This window comes from Paraburkholderia phymatum, from assembly GCF_040965635.1.
GTDB classification, from domain to species: Bacteria; Pseudomonadota; Gammaproteobacteria; order Burkholderiales; family Burkholderiaceae; genus Paraburkholderia; species Paraburkholderia phymatum_B.
This window is the reverse complement of sequence record NZ_JBFRCH010000039.1, coordinates 35,632-54,397: the sequence shown is the minus strand read 5'-3', so window position 1 is coordinate 54,397 and position 18,766 is coordinate 35,632. Positions and strand designations below refer to the sequence as shown.

Below are 18,766 nucleotides of genomic sequence, written 5' to 3'. Positions count from 1 at the left end.
TTCCCGTTATCGCGACAGAACCTCACCGGTCGCCTCGCTTGCGCTCAGCGGACACTGATCATACCCACTCGCATTCACTGATGGCATAAAAATTGCAGCAAGGTACGCCGACGACGTAACCTATACATAGTCAAGGCCAAACATCCATGCAAAAAATTGTCACCATCTTTCTGCTTCTAACTTCCTACTGCACGTTGCTATCGGCTGCTGACAACCAGGGGAACGGAACCATACACCCCCCCTTTGCTCTTACCCCCTCAGACTTTCAGCGGGCTCTCACAGTTCGTTATCAATACTCGGATAAAATTGTCAATTTCGTCGATACCCCCCCTTTCTGGCTTTCGCCCGAGACCCTTGCCTACCGACGGACGACACATGGTGAGCGCCAGTTCATTAAATTCAATATCAAAACTGGGAAGAAGCAACCGGCTTTCGATCATAGCCGCCTTGCCGACGCATTAAATAAGGCGGCCTCCTCGAATTTCCGAGGCAATTCGCTGCCCTTTGACCGTTTCGAAATCGGACAAGACGGCAACCAGTTGCTGTTCTCCATTCATTCCGTTCAGTGGAGTTGTGATCTTTCAAGCTACATCTGCACTAGGATCTCTCAGGGCGAAATCTTGTCATTTCATAACGACTTCACGCCAACGGCTGAAAGCGATAGTCGAATCACAAGCGATTCACCGGACGGCAAGTGGAAAGCATATATCAAAAACTACAACGTCTTTCTACTGAGTAAGGACGGGTCAGTAAATGTACCGTTAAGTTGGGACGGGACAGAAGCGAACAATTACGTCTTCTCATCCCTAAAGTGGTCCCCTGACTCCAATCACCTCGCAGGTTACCGTGTCGCCGTCGGCCAACCGCGTCAAATCATGCTTGTCAATTCCTCAGCAACAAACCATCAAGCGAGGTATGAGCCAATAGCGTATCCCAAAGCGGGAGATATTCTTCCGCGACCGCAACCGGTACTATTCGACATAGTCAACAAGCGCATGGTCAATATCGACAATGCTTTGTTCCCGAATCCTTTTGACCTTTCCCAAATTAATTGGTGGAAGGATGGGGAAGGCTTTACATTTGAGTACAACCAACGCGGCCATCAGCTCTACCGAGTAATCGAGGTGGAGGCAGCCACCGGCCGTACGCGCTCTTTGATCGATGAGGTCAGCTCCACGTTCGTCGATTATACAGATTTAAGAAATAACCAAATAAATGCCGGAAAACACTTTCGTTACAATGTTAATGATGGAGAGGAAATTATCTGGGCATCCGAGCGCGATGGATTTGAACATCTGTACCTCTTTAATGGCCGTACCGGTGTTTTAGAAAACCAAATCACCAAAGGTGACTGGATTGTCCGCGCGGTGGACCACATCGATCCAGTCAGAAGGGAAATTTGGTTTGAAGCAAGCGGAATGAATTTCGGTGAGGACCCTTATTTCGTTCACGCCTACCGAATTGGCTTCGACGGAAAGGGGCTGACATCACTTACGCCAGAACCGGCCAATCATCACATCGAGTTTTCTCCTGACGGTAGATTCTACGTCGACCTCTGGTCACGTATCGACCTTCCCCCACGCATGGCGCTTTTCCGGTCTAGAGACAACGCTAAACTGATGCAGATTGAGAGCACCGACATCTCCCAACTCGAATCTAATGGATGGAGAGCACCAATCAATTTTGTTGCCAAAGGGCGCGATGGTAAGACCGATATTTGGGGAATCATTCATCTACCAGATAGATTCGATCCACATCTGAAGTATCCTGTGGTGGAGGATATATATGCCGGCCCGCAAGGCTCTCACGTCCCAAAGTCATTCACAACCACAACAGATCCCCTTACCCAGTTGGGTTTTATCGTTGTGCAAATCGACGGAATGGGCACTAACAACCGTTCACGCCTTTTCCATGACGTCGCGTGGAAGAATCTGAAAGATGCAGGCCTTCCCGATCGCATTCTGTGGCATAAGGCGGCTGCCTCTCTATATCCCTGGTACGACATCTCGAATTTGGGAATCTTCGGTACATCAGCTGGCGGCCAGAACGCCATTGATGCACTGCTATTCCATTCGGACTTCTATAAGGTTGCGGTAGCCAACAGTGGTTGCTATGACAACCGTATGGACAAGATATGGTGGAACGAACAGTGGATGGGCTGGCCCGTCGGCATTGAATACTCACAGTCCTCCGCCATCGACAATGCCGACAATCTGCACGGCAAACTTATGCTTGTTGTGGGCGAAATGGACCACAATGTCGATCCGGCCTCCACCTTTGCGCTCGCCGACAGTCTCATTAAGGCGGGAAAGGAATTCGAAATGGTCTATGTGCCTGGTGCTGATCATGGAGCCCCCGGTATCTTCACCGAGCGTAAGCTCATGGATTTCTTCGTTCGCAATGTTTTCGGGCAAGATCCGCCTAATTGGAATGCCACATCGACGCATTTTCCGTCGAGTTGATGACCCTTTATACTGATCGCCGTGACATTGAGTTCGTAGGATTTTTGTATAGTCACATTCAATCGTTTACATTGGGCTCAGGACTGCTATTGCTTGCCTTCGTTGAACGCAAGCCCGCAAGATTCCTGTGGGAGACCGGCGCAGTGTCATCGCCGGTCGCTGAGCGTCGCCGTCGTTCAGGCGCTACGCCTAAAGCAGTGGGGTCAATGCTTTTGCGCGTTGGCGATCGTACTCGCTCTGGCGCTTGAAAAATTTCTCGCCTCAGTGGTCTTGGACCTGAGGATTGAAAGTGGCACGGCCATTGGGATGCCAACGAGATCATTCGCTTGTAGGGGTTATAAGCTGGAACCGCCGATTTTTTCGAAATTCTTCGAATTCAATAGGTTAGCGGCTATTTTCGGGCGGCAAAGGCCTGATCCATATCCCTCGCACGCTGGATTTCGTCGCCGTGCAGGTAGAGGGATGTCGTCGCGATCGATGCATGGCGCAGGTTGTCGCGCACGCTGGTCAGTTTGGCCCCGCTAGCGAGCGCGTGGCTCGCGTGACTGTGGCGCATCCAGTGCGGACTCGCGCGGCGCAATTTTTCGGCAGCTACCGGATGATCGGCCTCGATCACGTCGGCTGCCTGTGCGAAGAAGCGGCGCATGACGCGCCCCAGACGCGAACCCGCGATACCCGCGTCGCCGTCTTCGCCCAGACTCGCGACCAGTGATGTCTTCGGGTTCCAGCGTTGTGGCGTGACAGGCAGGCGTCGCTGTGCAAGGTACTGATCGAGCGCAGTACGCGCGAGCGGCGGCAGTGCCACCTTGCCGGGCTTGCTGCCCTTGCCGACCAGATGCAGCCAGTGATCACCGTGCCCGTCCACGCGGATGCTGCCGAGCTCGGCGCCGACCAGTTCGCTCGCGCGCAGACCCGTCGCGTAGCCGAAGTCAAGCAGGAAGCGCAGCCGCTGCGCCGCTGGCTCCGACCAGCCATAGGACCATTCGAGGCCGTCGGCAATCGCGCGGACCAGCAGCCACTCACCCTCGGTGAAACCGCGCGTCGTGTCCAGCGCTGGCTGCGAGGCGTGGCCTCGGACCTTGACGCCGGAAAACGGATTGGCGAGCACGTAACGCTGCTCGATCAGCCAGCGAAACAGCGCCGAGAGCACCGTCAGTGCGTAGGCTGCTGAGCGCGCTGACAGGCCGCCCGTAAAGGGGCGCCATTCGACGGAATCGCGCGGCCGCGGCGGCCCGACCCAGCGCTCGCGCGGCGTCGGACGTCTCACGAACGCCCGGTAGGCGATCGCGTCGTCGGTTGTCAGTGACGACAGCGCCCGCCCGCGTTCGACGATCGCCCACAGGATCAGCCGCTCGGCCTCCTTGCGATAGGCGCGCTGCGTCGTCGCTGTTTCGTGCAGCGCAAGCCACGCCTGTACCGCCTCGTAATCGTTCGTCGCGTTCAGCGTGCAGGCATTACGCGGCGCCCGGAAACTGCCCTGCGAGCCATCGACCTCGTGCGGCAGGCGCAACTCTTCCCACGGCACGATGCTGCGTGGCTGGGTGACCGCGACCAGTGCGCGGGCGCGCTCGGTCAACAGCGGATGCCCGGCGAAGAAGGCTTCGACTTGCCGAGCCCCCATCGCGCCGAGCCCCTCGATCGTTCGCCACCATCCGCGCCGTCGCGGGATGCGTACGGTCAGTTCCGAGAGCGTATGGATGCCGTGTGCACGCAGGGCATTCGCGGTCCGGGGTGCGAGCCACCGTTCAATGTCGTCGCTGATCTGGGGCTGTGGCGCAGTCAACGAGGGCAACGTCCTGAGCGCGTGTTCAACTGCCTTGGCTCGCCCCTGCCGCTCTTGGGGCGTGTGCTGGAATACCGCCGCCAGATCCAGTCGATGGCGGCTTTCGGCGAACGCGATGAGCTGCCGGCGGATGCGGCCGAGCATGCCACGTGCGGACTGGCCCGACGCCTTGAGGCCAGGCAGGTAGCGCAGGACGGTTGCACGTGAACTGAGGCCTGCATACCAGCCACGCAGCGCGGCCAGCGCATCGGCATCCGGGAACCCGGGTTCGGCAGGCGTCGCGGCCGGGCGCCGGGGCAGACGCGTCTTCATCGGTTGAGGTTATGTAAAATCAAGATGATAGCCCGATAATATCAATTATTGGTCTGTCACGCTTTAAAATGGCGCCCTTTCAGTTTCTTCCGCCTCTGGATGCGCGCCCACAACGGCCATCTCACCCTGTTGCCCGAAGCAGAACGGCAAGCGCTCTATGACCGCCCCGAATTCGATGATTTCCAGCGCGCGGAGTACTTTGCCTTCACCGCCGACGAACTGGCGCTAGCGGAACGGCGCCGCGGCCTCAACGAACAAATACTCTGTCTGCTGCAAACCGGCTATTTCAAGGCCACACGGGCGTTTTTTACGTTTAGGGGTCTTCAGGAAACGGAAAATAAAACACGCTAAGCGGGGTAGCCTCAAGAAACGGATTTTTACGTACGCTACACCTAGGTCTCCCCACGGGTTCTGTCGCGATAAGGAGGTACCGTAAAATCAGAACATGAAAAATTTGTGCAAAGCGCCGGTGAAGAAAGAACGCATTTCCCGGAAGACGTTGCCGGTGGGGATCGCGAAGGTCCTGAAGCGGCTGCATTTCCCGGTGGACGTGATTTTGCTGTGCGTACGGTGGTATGTGGCGTATTCGCTGAGTCTGCGTGATCTCGAAGAGATGATCGCGGAACACGGTATCGAAGTCGATCATTCGACCGTGCACCGATGGGCTATCAAGCTGGTGCCCTTGTTCGAAAAAGCCTTCCGCAAGCACAAACGTCCGCTCGGCAAAAGCTGGCGGATGGACGAGACGTACATCAAGGTGCGGGGCCAGTGGAAGTACCTGTATCGGGCGGTGGACAAGGCCGGAGACACGGTCGATTTTCTGTTTCGGGCCCGTCGGGACAAGATTGCCGCGCAACGATATTTTGAAAAGGCGATCGACCAGAATGGCGCGCCGGAGACGGTCACGGTGGATAGAAGCGGGTCCAACCTTGCGGCGCTTCAGGCCGCCAATGCCGAGCGGGAAACGCCCATCAGGATTCGCCAATGCAAGTACCTGAACAACATTGTTGAGCAGGATCACAGGGCCATCAAACGTATCGTCAAACCGATGATGGGCTTCAAGGATTTTCGCTGCGCACGCATCATTCTGTCTGGCATCGAGACCATGCATATGATTCGGAAAGGCCAGATGCGGGTGAAAAAAGGCACCCACCCGTCAGCCGCCGAGCAGTTCTACTCTTTGGTTATGTAAGCCATCCTGATTATATCGAGCAGGCTCGTCCGTCCACCGTTACCGCGACAGAACCGGCGCTTGAGCACCTTCGCCACCGCGGGATTCAGGTTCTGCTTTATCGGTCAGATCGTCCGTCTTCGGGACGTCAGCATAGCAGGTCCCTTATTGCGACATAGCCCGCGTCGCTACATCAGAGCGTTACTGTCAAGCTTCGTGTGAAATCGCTGTCCAGCTTGCCGTGAAATCCGTGTCCACCTTCGCGTGAAATGCCTGTCCAGCTTGCTGCGAAATCAGTGTCCGGCTTGGTGCGAAATACGCATCGAGAATTCATCGTCAAAACAAAGAACGACGCGTAACCCGAGGGCACTGCGCTCCACTCATGTGATCTTTGGCGCCGAACACACGCGTGCGGGATTGCCGACAGCAGTGGCGCCAGCTGGCACGTCGCGCGTGACGATGCTGCCTGCGCCGATCAATGCGTCGTCGCCGATCGTCACGCCCGGCAGAATGATCGCGCCGGCACCGATCCAAACGTTGCGTCCGATCCTCACCGGCCGACCGAATTGGAGCCCTGCCCAACGAACAGCCGGATCGCGAGGATGATCCGCGGTCAAAATCTGCGCGCCGGTTGCAATTTGCGTCATATCGCCGATCTCGACCCGAACGACGTCAAGGATGATGCAGTTGTAATTGAGGAACACCCCGGCGCCCAGACTGATGTTGAAGCCATAGTCACAATGAAACGGGGGACGAATCATGGAGTCTGTTCCAATCGTAGCGAGTCTCTCTTGCAAGAGTTCGTATCTCTCCGAGAGCGGCATGTCGATGGCTCCGTTGAAGCGGGCCATCCATGCTCGGGCTTCCGCCTGATCGACCTGAATCTCGGCTGCCCTCGCCGTGTACAGTTCTCCGGCAAGCATCTTTTCTTTCTCCGTTCTGCTCATAACCCTTCTCTCCAGTCAAGCTCGTCGCTTGCGCCATGTTCCCATAGTCGGTAAGCGCGCGTCGAGTCGTCAGTCATTCAACATCCACTCCGGGTATGTGGCGTCTGCCCATAGAATGCTCCTGTTCACGTGCAGCCGTTTTGACGAATACGCGCTTCTCATGAGTGAACTCGGGGATCTCGGCTTTCGCCGCAGGGTAACTGCGCAGCGGGTCCGTCAGATCCTGCGCGGCACCGGGTTCGAACACAGCACCCACCGGAAAAGCGCTTTGCCGCGGCCTTGTCGCGTCGCTCTTGCATCAGCACATCGAGTTTGGCGCCGTGCTCATCGATCGCACGCCATAACAGATACGACCCGCCGCGCAGCGTCACGAAAATCTCATCAAGATGCTGAAGATACCAAGTGCTATCCAGCTTTCGCCGCGCCGCTTTGACGCACTGGGCAAAGACAGCACCGAATTTGTTGCAGTTCAGTGAACACACGATCTAGCACGCCGTCGCTGGACCAGCGATTCATTCGCGTGTAGATCGTTTGCCATCGGCCAAAGCGCTTGGGCAGTCCGCGCCATTTGCTCCCATGCTCGGCCACATAAAGAATCGCATTGAGCACCTGCAGGTTTGTCAGGCTGACATTGCCGCGCTGTCGCGGCAGGCAATGCTCAATCCGCTGATATTGGGCTTCGGTGATTTCCATCGCCGAAGGATACGATCCAATACGATTAGTGTGAACAGGCCCTAGCCTTCGCATAGCGCGATTTCTCCGTGCATGGCCGGCCTTTCGGGATCGGGTGGAAAGACGCACCACTTTCCGTCTCGATGTCGAAAAAAGAACATTGCCTTCGACCCGGTTCCGTTGTCTGCGACCACGCAGACATATCGTCCCCTGCTGGATCTTCCGTAGTGGCTGACTCGAAACCCTCTCTTCGGGTCAGGCGCCAACCAGTCCTGCACCATACTTCTCAGCGACGTCCCTGCTATCGCCATACACAAATCCGTCCGGCCGCGTGACGGGGTCAACGGACTGGATTGTCCGGTCGAGTTAATAGCCGAACCACTGCGACCACTCATAGTCCGGGCTCGACAAGTCGTCATAGATGCCAAGCCTGCTCGATGCCGAGCCATTCAGATTCCAGAGCCTCGGCGGACGTGGAAACTTCAGCTCGGCGATTACCCCGTGCTGGACTGCAAACGTATCGAAATAAAACGTTCCGGTGCGCGTCACGTCGTTCTTGCAGAACTGCGCCTCCCAGATTGCCGTCTCCGCCGCATGGGCCGCGTAGAGCCACCAGAATGGCGGTGTGCCGTCCGGCCGGAATAGCTCAGGCGGCGGACCAAATCGGTAGACACGCTGTACCCTGACGGGCAACACGCTCTCGGGCACATACGCGGCACGGAATAACTGTGCGCTCGTGTCCGGATCCGCGAGCTCGCGGGAAAGTGCCTCCCTCAAAAGCTCTTGCGACGGAATCCGGTTCCGCAGATGCGGGGGTAGTTCGACGATCGGTTCATTCTTATTGGTCATTGCATTAGCCGTTCACTCGGCCATGCCTTTCTCCGACGCCCGAACCAGCGACAATACCCGACGTTGGCGTTCCATCGCGGGCAACTGCAAGAGTCGCAGCTGGCTGGGGTGCACCGACGGGCGCGTCTCGAACGGCACGCCAGCCAATATCTCCGCGGGAGACAATTCGTTCAGTTCGTCCTGCGCGGTCACGAAGAAAGCATGCACCTCTGTTCTCAACGATCCTCGAAGCGCGAACAGCACCGGTTGAAGCAGCTCGGGTACCGGCTCAACAAACTGCCACGCCGGAAACTCACGCCCGTTGCTTTGCCCCGCAGGCACGACGCAGTAGAACTTATTCGCTTCAACATAGCGATACAGGCTCGCGAGCGACATGCTGACCTTGCGCTGTTCAATCACGTCCGAGGGTCTCAGATTGGCCACAGGCAACGTGGGCGAGCGGTTTTCCGCGTCTTGGGATTTTTCCAGCGCCAGCATCGTTGCCAGACGTCGCTCAAGAACGTTGCGCACGAGTTCGTGGATCCTGCCAGTCACCAGTTCGGGCGCTTGGCCGCGCAAAGTGCCCTCGACGTCGGATGCAAACAGTTCGGCGACGTCACGAGCCGCTCGCTGTACGTCAAGAGGCGTCCCGCCCGACAGGAAAGCGCGGATCTTGAAGTCAGCCGCAGCATTCCGCTCGTTGATTGCCTGTGCCATGAAACTCTCCTTCATGCGATTTGCGGAGGTGCGCCAAGCGGCGTCATGCGCTTCGCGATGGCCGCCGTACTACCCGTTTCGACGGTAGCCCGTGCGATATGTCGGAGCAGGAATGCGCGGGCCGCAGCGAAGCACTGCGCGAGGTGTCGTCGGCTGGCCACGAGCTCGCGCAACCGCGCCAGACGGTATTCCCGTGCGAGCTCACGGCTATTGACGGCGTCGAAATCTGCCGCCAGGTAATCGGCGCCGGGTGCAGTTCTTGATCCGAGCAGCGCCGCAGCAACCTGCACCACTAGCGATTTGCTGGAGCGCGTATCGGTCGGTTGACCAAACAGCAGCGTCCAGACTCGCCAAAAGGCGTCGGGTTAACAGCGAGCAAGGTGTTTTGACGTTCTGCGGGGTCAACCTTCGCGGGGTTTGACACCGCTTCATTCGATTCAGCGAGCAACGGGTAAAGCAGCAGCCGCGCGGGCCGAGCCTCACGCTCGGCGTATTCGCCGGGTGCGGGCACAGGCGGTGTGACCTGATTCTCAGTCACATCCGCTACGCATCCCCCTATCGCTTCGGACAGATCGCAGTCGGTGTACCACATGGAGCATCTGCCGTTCGGATGTTTCCACGATAAGCTATTTTCGCAGTTTTCGCAATATTATTCTTTGTCGCATTCGTTGCGTTTTTCTCAGGTAAGCCTGCCGTGAACGCATCATTGCCAGAATAGGTTTGCTATCTGTCTATGAGCGTCTAGTCTGGGTTGCTGGCGAGTGGCCCCGAAGTACGGCGTTATGGGCGTACCTCACAGTCCCCGCCAATCGGCGAAACATGGCAGCCTCTGCCCGACTATCGCGCCGTCGTTCGCGCTCAGGGCGTGCGCGTGCGCACGACCATGAAAGACAGGCATGTCCTGACCACCCGCCGCGACGGATGGATTCAGTTCACCGTCGACGACGACAACTTCTATATCGATACAGAGTTCCAGGGATGAGAAACACGCGACGATCGTTGAAGGCCGGAAACATGACCTGGTGATCGTGAAGGCCCTGTCTAAGCTTACGGCCTACCGCATGCATGTTCCCAAGTGAGCGGTCGCGCCGACGAGCGGCGCCGGTGCTGGCAGGCATGGCGGCCACGCTAACCGGGCTTAACGCCCTTTATCTCGCACTGGACGTCGACACGGCCGTACGGGAATATCAGCAGATTTCTCCATTGATGCCGCCGGGCACGCTTGTCAGTTACCAGTTGACCGTTGACCCTATCGTCGACTTTACAGGCGGGTATCAGAGCGGAAAATGATCTGCCCTGTGGGAAGATTTCTATTGCGACTGGCGTGGCTGCTGGTTCAACCAGCGCATCGAACCCCCAGCCGGGTTGTCGGTGACGAGGTTATCGCGGCCGGGGCGAAAGGGATTCTCTTCAGGTCACGCCTATCGCCGGATGGAGTAAATCTCGTCCTATACGTGGATGAGCTTGAGCCGACAGATCGACTTGACGTGCATGACCCACAGCGTTCGCTTCCGCAAAACCAGTCGTCCTGGACGTAAGCGCCTTCGCAGCGGACGGCATTGATCATGTGTAGAATGTGGACAGATATGCGCATATTCACCAACATGGAGGCTCACATGGCACATGCAACTGCCGCCGTGCCACGGAAGGCGACCAATGTCACGCTGCCTGTCGACGTTTATGAGCGGGCGAAGGAACTGGGCATCAACTTCTCGCGTGCCTGCGAGCAGGCTTTGCGCGACGCAATCAAGGCCGAGGAAGGTCGTCGCTGGGCGCAGGAGAACGCGGAGTTCATTAAGAACACCAACGACTGGGTCGAAAAGAATGGCCTTCCACTCGCTGAATACCGGATGTTTTGATGGCGCGATTCGAAGTTTATGCCAACCCCGGTAAAAGCAAGGCGAGTACGCCGTACCTTATCGACGTGCAGAGTGACTTTCTCGATGGCCTGACAATTCGGGTTGTTGTCCCGCTGATTCGTGCGGACTCTTTCCCTCCCGGCAAACTGCCAGCAGATCTCACGCCGTCCTTCGAGATCGCTGGCGTCAAATGCCTGATGCACCCGGCGTTCATTGCATCTGTTCCGTTAACCGAGCTTGGTCCCTCGATCGGCTCATTGCGGGAGCATCGGGACAAGATCACTGCAGCGCTTGACCGTCTGCTGGGCGGCTACTGATCGCTCAATCACTGCTGTTGGCATTACCAAACAGGACCCAATCGGTCGACGCGACATCCCTCGTCAGCATCAGGCGTTATCCTCCCCCGGCCGCATAATGCAAGAGTTCGCGACCTGCAACTCTTGCATGCGGTTGCAGCCTGGCCCTATCCTCGAAATTGAAGACCCTTGATTGTCGGTCGATTCGTAAAAGCGCCTAAAATATAGGATACCTATCGATATTCGCTAGATTGAGTCTATGCGCAGTCGTGATTCGCGCCTTGAGGTAGCGCCAGGCCGTCGCCGGCGAAATCGCGACACCGTAGTCCCACTCAATCAGAGAGTCGGCCAGGATTCAAAAATCCGTAAGAGCGAAACAGGTCGCCGGCTCAAGCGGTGAAACGCGGGACAAAAGATCACCCGCGGCGTTTCGCGGATTTCGACGTAGTACGCGGACGTGCAACGGGCTTTTGAGACGCGACCGAACGGTTCGTCTTCGATGTGCCGGGATCGGAGTTGCCCCTGGGCTTTTTCATGGCAGCGGGGCCGGACTTCGCGGTCGGCGTCGCGACCTTGCCCTTCGGCGCCGATTTCACGGTCACGGACGGCTTCGGCGTGGTCAAAGCAGACTTTCTCGCTTGCGAAGTGGATGGTTTGCGCGTGCGGTTGCCTCGGACCGAGTCGGCATCTGCAAAGGGTTCCGTGTCAATGTCGATACCGAACACATCGCCCAGAACGGCAGTATCGAGCAGCTTGCCGGACGCCGGGACGGCTTTTCCCGCACCGGACAAATTCGCACCTGTGTGATTGACGAGATCGGTGGGGTCAACGCCACGTAACGTAAAGAGCAATTCGGGCTGCTGGTCGAGCCGTGCGCCGATGCCATAAAGTACTGCTGCGATGTGCTTGCACATCACCGCCCAATCCAGGCAGTTGCAACCGAATTTGATATCTTTCGGCGCAGGGAAAAGCCCGGTGCCGGGCTGGCAGATGCGGCCCATCACCGCAGCCGAGAGCTTACCCTGCAGCAGTTCGACCATCGAGTCAATCGACGACGAACAATCGGCGCTCAACGCGCGCCACTGCCTTTCCGGACAGGCGGCGACATCAATTGTGATCTCGTACAGGCTTGATCCCATCACCTGCGCATGGATCTTCCCTCTTGTAATCCGCAGATCGATCACCGAACCATTACGCACGTAGGTGCGCCCCCTTGGCAGGCGGCTATCGTAGTCGCTGTACTGCTCCAGATTATCGCACCACGCTTTGCCCCAGAAAGTCTTCGCAATGGCCCCGCGATACGGTGCAATGGGTGACAGGGTCTTGCCAGCCCTGGTCGCTCTGGCGACCAGCTGCTCCGCTTTTTTTCGCCGCTCGGCCACCGGGACGTAAGGGTTCCATCCACCGTAGTTTGCCATCAGCGTTCCTCTCCATGATCAGTTTTCCTGCGCGGAATGAATATCGAGCTTGACAAGATCAAGCAGCTCCTGGTCACTCATCTCGGTCAGCTGCAGTTCCGCACCGCCTTCAAGCATATCGTTCACCAACTGCTGCTTCGATTCGATCAACTGGTCAATCCGATCCTCGACCGTGCCCTGGCAAACAAACTTGTGCACCAGAACATTCTTGCTCTGGCCAATGCGAAACGCCCGATCGGTCGCCTGATTCTCTACGGCGGGATTCCACCAGCGGTCGAAGTGAATCACGTGAGACGCCGCGGTGAGATTCAGTCCCGATCCTCCCGCCTTGAGCGACAGCACGAAGAACGGTGTTGATTCGTCTTCCTGGAATTGCCTGACCAGTTCGCGCCGTTTGCCTACGGCCGTACCGCCATGGAGAATCAAGCCCTCCCGGCCGAAAAGGGATCCCAGGAACGCGGCAAGCGGCTCGGTGGTCTCGCGGAACTGGGTGAACACCAGTACCTTTTCCTGCTTCGCCGCGATCACGTCGACCAGTTCCCGCAGGCGGCCAAACTTGCCGCTGGCTTCGGGGCTCCACGCCGCGTCGCCAAGCCACTGGGACGGATGGTTGCATATCTGCTTGAAACGCATCAGGTAGCTTAAAACGATGCCTTTGCGTTCAATACCGTCGGCACCCTCGAGCGCCGCCGCCAGGTCCTTGACCGCGCGTTCGTACAACGCGGCCTGGACGGGGCTCAGATGGCACCACGCCTTGAGTTCGGTCTTTTCGGGGAGATCGGCGATAACACGCCTGTCGGTTTTCAGACGGCGCAAGATGTAGGGCCGCACAAGCGTGCGAAGCGGACCGAAATGCTCGATTTTTGCCAAACGCCGGCTGAGATCGGCAAATTCCTTCGCCGAGCCCAGCAGGCCTGGATGCGTGAAATCAAAAATGGACCAAAGATCCGACAGGCGGTTTTCCACCGGGGTGCCCGTCAGGGCGATACGTGACTGGGCCTGAAGCTTCTTTACCTGTTTCGTCTGCCTGGCGCCGGGATTCTTGATCGCCTGGGCCTCGTCGACAATCGCGATGCGCCACTGGATCGTTTCCAGACCGGGTTGACGCAGCAGCGAACCGAAACTGGTAATGACGAGGTCCGTCTGCGTGAGGTGCGCGTCGCTCAGTGCGCGTAGTTCTTCTGCAGGCGTCACGGACGGGTGAGCCACCAGCACACGCAGGCCGGGTGCGAAGCGTTCAGCTTCCGCTGCCCAGTTTGCCAGCAAGGACGCGGGGGCGAGCAGCAGGCTCGGGCGCGAGTCGGCCTGTTCGCGCTTCAGGATCAACAGCAGGGAGAGTACCTGCATCGTCTTTCCGAGGCCCATGTCGTCGGCCAGACACGCGCCCAGCCCGAGCCGGTTAAGGAGGTATAGCCATCGCACGCCGGCCTGCTGATAGGGCCGAAGCTGGGCTCTCAGGTCGGGGCCCGGATCGACCTGCACCAACCCTTCCGGTTGGCGCAAATGTCCAAGCGTCTCTGCCAGCCAGTCTCCTGCAACGACCTGTGCCCAGTCGCGCTCGTCGGAGCCTTCAGCTTCATCGTCCGATACGCCCGCGAGGAGACGCAAGGCATCGTTCAACGGCAGCCCCGATTGCGCCGCCTTCTCCATACTCTCAAAGCGTTGGAGTACGTGGCCGAGCTTTTTCGTGTCCACTTCGATCCAGCGTCCACGAATCCACTGGAGACCGTCGGCCCCATTGAGCAGGCGCCGGATCTCGGCGGGACTTAACGCTTCGCCATCGAGCGACACCTCCATTCTGAAGTCGAGCAGCGCATCCTTGCCGAGGAGCGACGGAGGCCGTGCCCCAACGCTGGCCTTGACCGCAGGTCGCGCGGGGCGGCCCGTCGCCCAGGTAGCTGGTAGCCGGACCATGATTCCGGCAGATTCCAGAGCGGGCAAATCGCAGAGAAGACGGTAAGCGTCAGCCGGCATCCAGCGCAACGGGTGGTATATTTCGCGCGAATCGAGCATTGCACGAAGCCAGTCGCAGCGTTCAGCAGCGCGCTGAACCGGCATCAGGAGAGAGAGCAGCTTCGCCTTGTTCCGCGCACCGGAAAATTCCTCGAGCGCCCGCGAAAGCGGTTGATGTTGTGTCTTGCCATGGGCCGATATCCGCGCTGCGTAGGTTGCCAGGAAGGCGAAAGGGGCTTCAGGATCCTTGCGGTTTTCGGCAAGGTTGAAGTGAACACGGCCCACAAGATTCCAGGCAGGATGACGCGACTTGAGAAATGCCTGAAGCGACTCCCCCGTGCTCGCCAGCTCATCACGTAAAGCGATGTCGATTTCGCCCCACAGTGCCGCCAGGACATCCGACGTGAGATATTCGGCACCCGTCATGGGAGGTGCATCTTCGATCAGTCTTTCGAAGTCCCCAGTGTCCGGTTGAGAGACCGTGACCTCCTCGCCTTCTGACGTGGTGCATAAAGACGTGACATAGCGGGCGCCAAAGTCGCGCCACCATGCCCAGGCAGGCGGCAGTGCGCGCCCTATGGTTGCGCTCCCCAGATAGAGCAGCCCATGACCCGTGCCGCGCCTGAAGGAAGCGCCTAGCGCAACGTCATCTGGCAAGGCAGGCGCATCGACGTCCGGCGCCGCAAGGAGATGGCCTGCCGGTGTGATTTTGGGCGCGAGACAATCGCTATCGGTCAAAGACATGGATGGTCGATGGGGAAGTACCAGCTTCGAGGCGGCAAATAGCCTTGCGTGCAGATCACGTAATATCTCGCGCCCCGGGAAAAACTGCTATTCCTGATCATGGTGCTGGCTTCCGCCGGCATGTTGTACGGCATTACCGGGTGACGCTTCTGTCCGTGCCGCACAATGGTTTGACCCGCAGGCTGCGGCGACCGGACCTTTACTCAGCGCGCAAGACGGTTCAAGAGCGGTCAGTGCTTCGTCACGTGCTCCGGTACACCTGCCGTTACCGATGCAATGCCATGCGAGTTGATGGTGTTCAACGCTTCGGCCAGCGCGGCTCCGTCGGTCGGAAACGGGTCGTCCCACACTGTTGATGTTCCGTGCGAGTCGATGATTTCCAGGATCCAGCCATCGCGGCTGTCGTTTCCGGCCCGATAGACGTGCACATCGACAGACGTGCCTTCGCGAGTGACGCTGGTAGACAGCGGGGACAATGCAAGCGGGTGAAACGCATCTTCCGTCGTCCGGCCGAGCGAATCGACAAGGAACAGGTCTTCGGACTCGTTCCCGTCTTGCGCATCCGGATCGCCGCGCCCGGCATGCTCTTTCGGCCTTGAAACCGGCGGGATCATGTTCGGCCGCTCGCCCTGTTCCATCAGTTTTCGGCGCTCCTCCCCCCAGTATCGATGGATATTGAGCGCTGCGGCCGTGAGCAGGTTTGCGAATGACCGACGTTGCTCGACGGTGTAATCCCGCTGCCCCAGTGCCTGGTATCCGGAGGCTGTTCCAAACAGCAGGATGACATTGAACCACTCGGGGTGTCGTTCGATCAGCAGCTCCCAGGCCTCCCGGTCGATGTCGATGCCTTTGCAATAGCCCTCGCACCACTCGTTGAGGACGAGAATCTCTTCACCCCGCCACTCGGTCGTGTGCAGGGGAGGTTCGAACAGATCGGGACAGTGATTCAGGGCGTTGTTGATGTCGTTCCAGTGTTGAATGATCAATCCGGTAATCTTGCGTGCCCGACCGGCTGATAAAAATCTGGGCTGACGTGTTGCGTGCCTCGCATCCCAGATCCACGGAAGCACCGCGCTTGGCATGACCATGTTCGGTCCAGAGATGACGGCGGTCAGAAAGCCGTGCAACATGACGGCGTCCATCGCATCGTCGCAAACGGCATTGCTCGAAAGAAAGCGTTCGAGCACACCAAACTCTTCATCAGTCAGCGGATCGTCGAATTCGGGATCGAGATTCATGATATTCCCACGGTGGTACACGATAGACGCGATGCCGCTCGCCTGTGTATGTCACTGTCGCCGACATGCAACTCGATGCAGCGCTTGCACGCAATCCATTTCGGCGGGTGCCGGGAGCCCAACATTCTACCCGATGGGGTGACGTACAAATCGGACTACCGGTCGGTAGGCGATGAAATACTTTCGCGCACATGTCGCTAACCCCTGTGATCGATAGGGATGCGTTTTCTGGAGAAACTCCAGTTTGCAAAAGCGCCTCCCCATTGTTCCGGCACCTATAACATGCCGATGCTGATCACCAGCTTCGATCCTCTTTCCCCGATGCGCCGTCAGTGTCCGCCGCGCGTGCCGGATACGCAGACCATGGCAAGCCGAAAATATTACATAGCAATCCTTCTTAACGCTGCCAATCCGCGCTCACGGGTATGACTGTGTCCGCCATCACAATCCTGGGCGCGCGCAGAGCTGCGTTAACATTCACGTCGCCCATGCGCGCATCAGATTGCGCAGCCTGATGCGGGCGTGCACCGATGTTTAAACCGAATGCACCTTGGGCCGGGCATCTGCCCATTGCCGGTTCCTGGCTTTATGCATTCTCGAATGGAAGAAACGAATGAATTGGCGGCTACTCATGACAATATTAATCGCAAATCTACTGTGCGCTCGTGGCAGCGCGCATGGGGCGTCTTCTGCGCCAGATCCGTCAGCAGCGACAGGCTCGCAGTCCAGTGAGGCAGCAATCACCGCGCGCCTGCCGACGAACACCGGCGGCTTCGCAACGGCGACCGGGTCAGACGATTCCGCCGTCACGGTTGCCAGCCTCGCTGATCTGCTGGCCGCATTCAACGCGCGACAGCACCACATTCTTGTCAAGGGGGAAATTTACGGCGGGCCGCGACTGACGACCGTCACCTTCGCCACCACAGACTGGAACAACACGACGATCGAAGGCGTCAGTGGAGGCAGTGCAGTGCTGAAAAACATCCAGCTCAAATTTGACGGCGAGATGCTGCCGGCAGGCAAGAACATCCAGAATGTCGTGATCAGAAACATCACCTTTCATGGCGTTATCCGGGACCTTCAGGCCCTGCCCGCTCAAGTTTACGGCACATCCAGTAACGCCGGTATCAATTATGAAGGCGTGTCGCTTCGACGGGTCACCAATGCGTGGGTCGATCATTGTGCGTTCTACGATACGAGCGACGACCTAATGAGCGTGACACTGTCGTCGGATAGGGTGACGGTTTCCTATAGCCGGTTCTATTTCACCAGCGAGTGGCTGACGATGCATCCCGATCCTATGTGGAACTGGGCGGGCAAGAACCAGGACTTGGCCAATGAACGTCTGGCGATGCTGGTTGGCGCAAACAGGCAGGATTCTTATGCATATGGAGGGAACAGGCTGCATGTCACGTTGCACCACAACCAGTTCGGCCCGAACCTAAAGGGACGTCCGCTGCTGCGGGGCTGGATTCACGCCTACGACAACTATTTCGATAACGGAGCGACACCCACTGGCCTCACGGCGGCTGGGTCAGACGAGACCCAGTACAACGCTCTGCAGATTGGCAGCGGCGGCGTTGTCTATTCGGAAAACAACTATTTTTTCAGGACAAACCAGAGCATTCAGGTTGGCCTTGATTCGCCGGGCGACGTCTACGCTTTCCATGAGAACGCAAACCGGTACGACCAGACCACCGGCAGATCGGCAAGGGGCGAGGCTTTTTCACTCGCGCCTGTCGGTTACGCGTATCGGGCCGGAACAGCCTCATCTATTCTCAAAGCCGTGCAGACCTTCGGTCCTCGCTAGTGGCAAGCATGAACAGGACGACTGCCCGTGGCTGTTGGATTTGTCTCACGGGCATCGACGTCAGTAAAGGCCGACGGTCGCCAGCGACGTATCGCGGGGTGCCGCAGAAATATTCGTTCGCAGATTGGGATTCCCCGCCGTGCAAAACGCAACGGTGATCGGTATGTGCAGGCGGGAGCGCGTTTCACTTCAGGGTGAAAGTGAGGGTTCCGTATTCAGGCCGGTCGAAGCCCCCGCTGTTGGGTCGGTCCGTAGTCGCACCGCCGGCCTCTGGTCTTACCTTGACCGCAAAGGCTTCAATGTCGGGCGCGTCGAACTTCGTCGCGATGACGTAGTGGTTGTAGAGAAGCTTCTAGATGGTCGTATATCGCCGCAGTCCCCGTTGGAGATCGTCGGCTACCTGACATCGCTTTCCTGATACAGCACTTCGGACAGTGGAAAGCCGCCGCCAATGGCCTTCGAGATCAGGGGCGCGTCGGGCACGATGCCCCGCCAGGTCTAACGCGAACATCGTTCAGGTCCGGCCGAGTCCCGTCTGAATCGTCGATCAGCAGTG

General features: G+C 58.1%; 15 protein-coding genes and 2 pseudogenes. 8 read left to right on the top strand and 9 right to left on the bottom strand.

The window, feature by feature from the left end; translation table 11 throughout:
- Positions 1–146 precede the first annotated feature (146 nt).
- Positions 147–2,462, top strand: coding sequence for a S9 family peptidase (locus tag AB4Y32_RS34930; RefSeq protein ID WP_368725663.1), 2,316 nt, complete (start codon positions 147–149; stop codon positions 2,460–2,462).
- Between the two features lie 391 nt (positions 2,463–2,853).
- Here the strand turns inward: AB4Y32_RS34930 and AB4Y32_RS34925 are convergent, their stop codons facing one another.
- A complete protein-coding gene (locus AB4Y32_RS34925) occupies positions 2,854–4,557 on the bottom strand; it encodes a phage integrase family protein (protein WP_368725662.1) in 1,704 nt (567 codons plus the stop codon).
- A gap of 99 nt (positions 4,558–4,656) precedes the next feature.
- Between AB4Y32_RS34925 and AB4Y32_RS34920 the strand changes: the two genes are divergently transcribed.
- Together AB4Y32_RS34920 and AB4Y32_RS34915 are read left to right on the top strand one after the other, a co-directional pair.
- On the top strand, positions 4,657–4,908 hold the full coding sequence (locus AB4Y32_RS34920; RefSeq protein ID WP_342937629.1) for a DUF4158 domain-containing protein: 252 nt from the start codon (positions 4,657–4,659) through the stop codon (positions 4,906–4,908).
- Between the two features lie 148 nt (positions 4,909–5,056).
- A complete protein-coding gene (locus AB4Y32_RS34915) occupies positions 5,057–5,749 on the top strand; it encodes an IS6 family transposase (RefSeq protein ID WP_342937631.1) in 693 nt (230 codons plus the stop codon).
- A gap of 359 nt (positions 5,750–6,108) precedes the next feature.
- Here the strand turns inward: AB4Y32_RS34915 and AB4Y32_RS34910 are convergent, their stop codons facing one another.
- The 5 genes and pseudogenes from AB4Y32_RS34910 to AB4Y32_RS34890 form a co-directional block, all read right to left on the bottom strand.
- The gene (locus AB4Y32_RS34910; protein ID WP_342945130.1) at positions 6,109–6,675 is read right to left on the bottom strand and encodes a sugar O-acetyltransferase; all 567 of its coding nucleotides are present in this window, start codon (positions 6,673–6,675) and stop codon (positions 6,109–6,111) included.
- Between the two features lie 127 nt (positions 6,676–6,802).
- Positions 6,803–7,142: pseudogene (locus AB4Y32_RS34905) on the bottom strand (DDE-type integrase/transposase/recombinase); the annotation flags it as partial.
- Positions 7,138–7,368, bottom strand: a pseudogene (locus AB4Y32_RS34900) (transposase); the annotation flags it as partial. The pseudogenes AB4Y32_RS34905 and AB4Y32_RS34900, both read right to left, overlap by 5 nt.
- Positions 7,369–7,713: 345 nt before the next feature.
- Positions 7,714–8,196, bottom strand: coding sequence for a hypothetical protein (locus tag AB4Y32_RS34895; RefSeq protein ID WP_368725661.1), 483 nt, complete (start codon positions 8,194–8,196; stop codon positions 7,714–7,716).
- Positions 8,197–8,208: 12 nt separating this feature from the next.
- Entirely contained in the window at positions 8,209–8,892 is a 684-nt protein-coding gene (locus AB4Y32_RS34890; protein WP_368725660.1) for a hypothetical protein, read from the bottom strand.
- A 1,104-nt stretch (positions 8,893–9,996) separates the two neighbouring features.
- Between AB4Y32_RS34890 and AB4Y32_RS34885 the strand changes: the two genes are divergently transcribed.
- The 4 genes from AB4Y32_RS34885 to AB4Y32_RS34870 all read left to right on the top strand — a co-directional run bounded on the left by AB4Y32_RS34885 (position 9,997) and on the right by AB4Y32_RS34870 (position 11,068).
- A complete protein-coding gene (locus tag AB4Y32_RS34885) occupies positions 9,997–10,182 on the top strand; it encodes a hypothetical protein (protein ID WP_368725659.1) in 186 nt (61 codons plus the stop codon).
- The gene (locus AB4Y32_RS34880) at positions 10,179–10,430 is read left to right on the top strand and encodes an RES family NAD+ phosphorylase (RefSeq protein ID WP_368725658.1); all 252 of its coding nucleotides are present in this window, start codon (positions 10,179–10,181) and stop codon (positions 10,428–10,430) included. Before AB4Y32_RS34885 ends, AB4Y32_RS34880 begins: the two co-directional genes overlap by 4 nt.
- A 78-nt stretch (positions 10,431–10,508) precedes the next feature.
- Entirely contained in the window at positions 10,509–10,751 is a 243-nt protein-coding gene (locus AB4Y32_RS34875) for a type II toxin-antitoxin system CcdA family antitoxin (protein ID WP_368725657.1), read from the top strand.
- Positions 10,751–11,068, top strand: a complete 318-nt coding sequence (locus AB4Y32_RS34870) for a CcdB family protein (RefSeq protein ID WP_342945129.1) — start codon at positions 10,751–10,753, stop codon at positions 11,066–11,068. Before AB4Y32_RS34875 ends, AB4Y32_RS34870 begins: the two co-directional genes overlap by 1 nt.
- Positions 11,069–11,463: 395 nt before the next feature.
- Here the strand turns inward: AB4Y32_RS34870 and AB4Y32_RS34865 are convergent, their stop codons facing one another.
- The 3 genes from AB4Y32_RS34865 to AB4Y32_RS34855 form a co-directional block, all read right to left on the bottom strand.
- A complete protein-coding gene (locus AB4Y32_RS34865) occupies positions 11,464–12,465 on the bottom strand; it encodes a hypothetical protein (protein WP_368725656.1) in 1,002 nt (333 codons plus the stop codon).
- 18 nt (positions 12,466–12,483) lie between these two features.
- Complete coding sequence (locus AB4Y32_RS34860) at positions 12,484–15,162, bottom strand: DEAD/DEAH box helicase (protein ID WP_368725655.1); 2,679 nt, start codon at positions 15,160–15,162, stop codon at positions 12,484–12,486.
- A 230-nt stretch (positions 15,163–15,392) separates the two neighbouring features.
- The gene (locus tag AB4Y32_RS34855) at positions 15,393–16,400 is read right to left on the bottom strand and encodes a YecA family protein (RefSeq protein ID WP_368725654.1); all 1,008 of its coding nucleotides are present in this window, start codon (positions 16,398–16,400) and stop codon (positions 15,393–15,395) included.
- A gap of 631 nt (positions 16,401–17,031) precedes the next feature.
- On the opposite strand from AB4Y32_RS34855, the gene AB4Y32_RS34850 reads away from it, so the two are divergent.
- Complete coding sequence (locus AB4Y32_RS34850; protein ID WP_368725653.1) at positions 17,032–18,210, top strand: pectate lyase family protein; 1,179 nt, start codon at positions 17,032–17,034, stop codon at positions 18,208–18,210.
- Positions 18,211–18,766 lie beyond the last annotated feature (556 nt).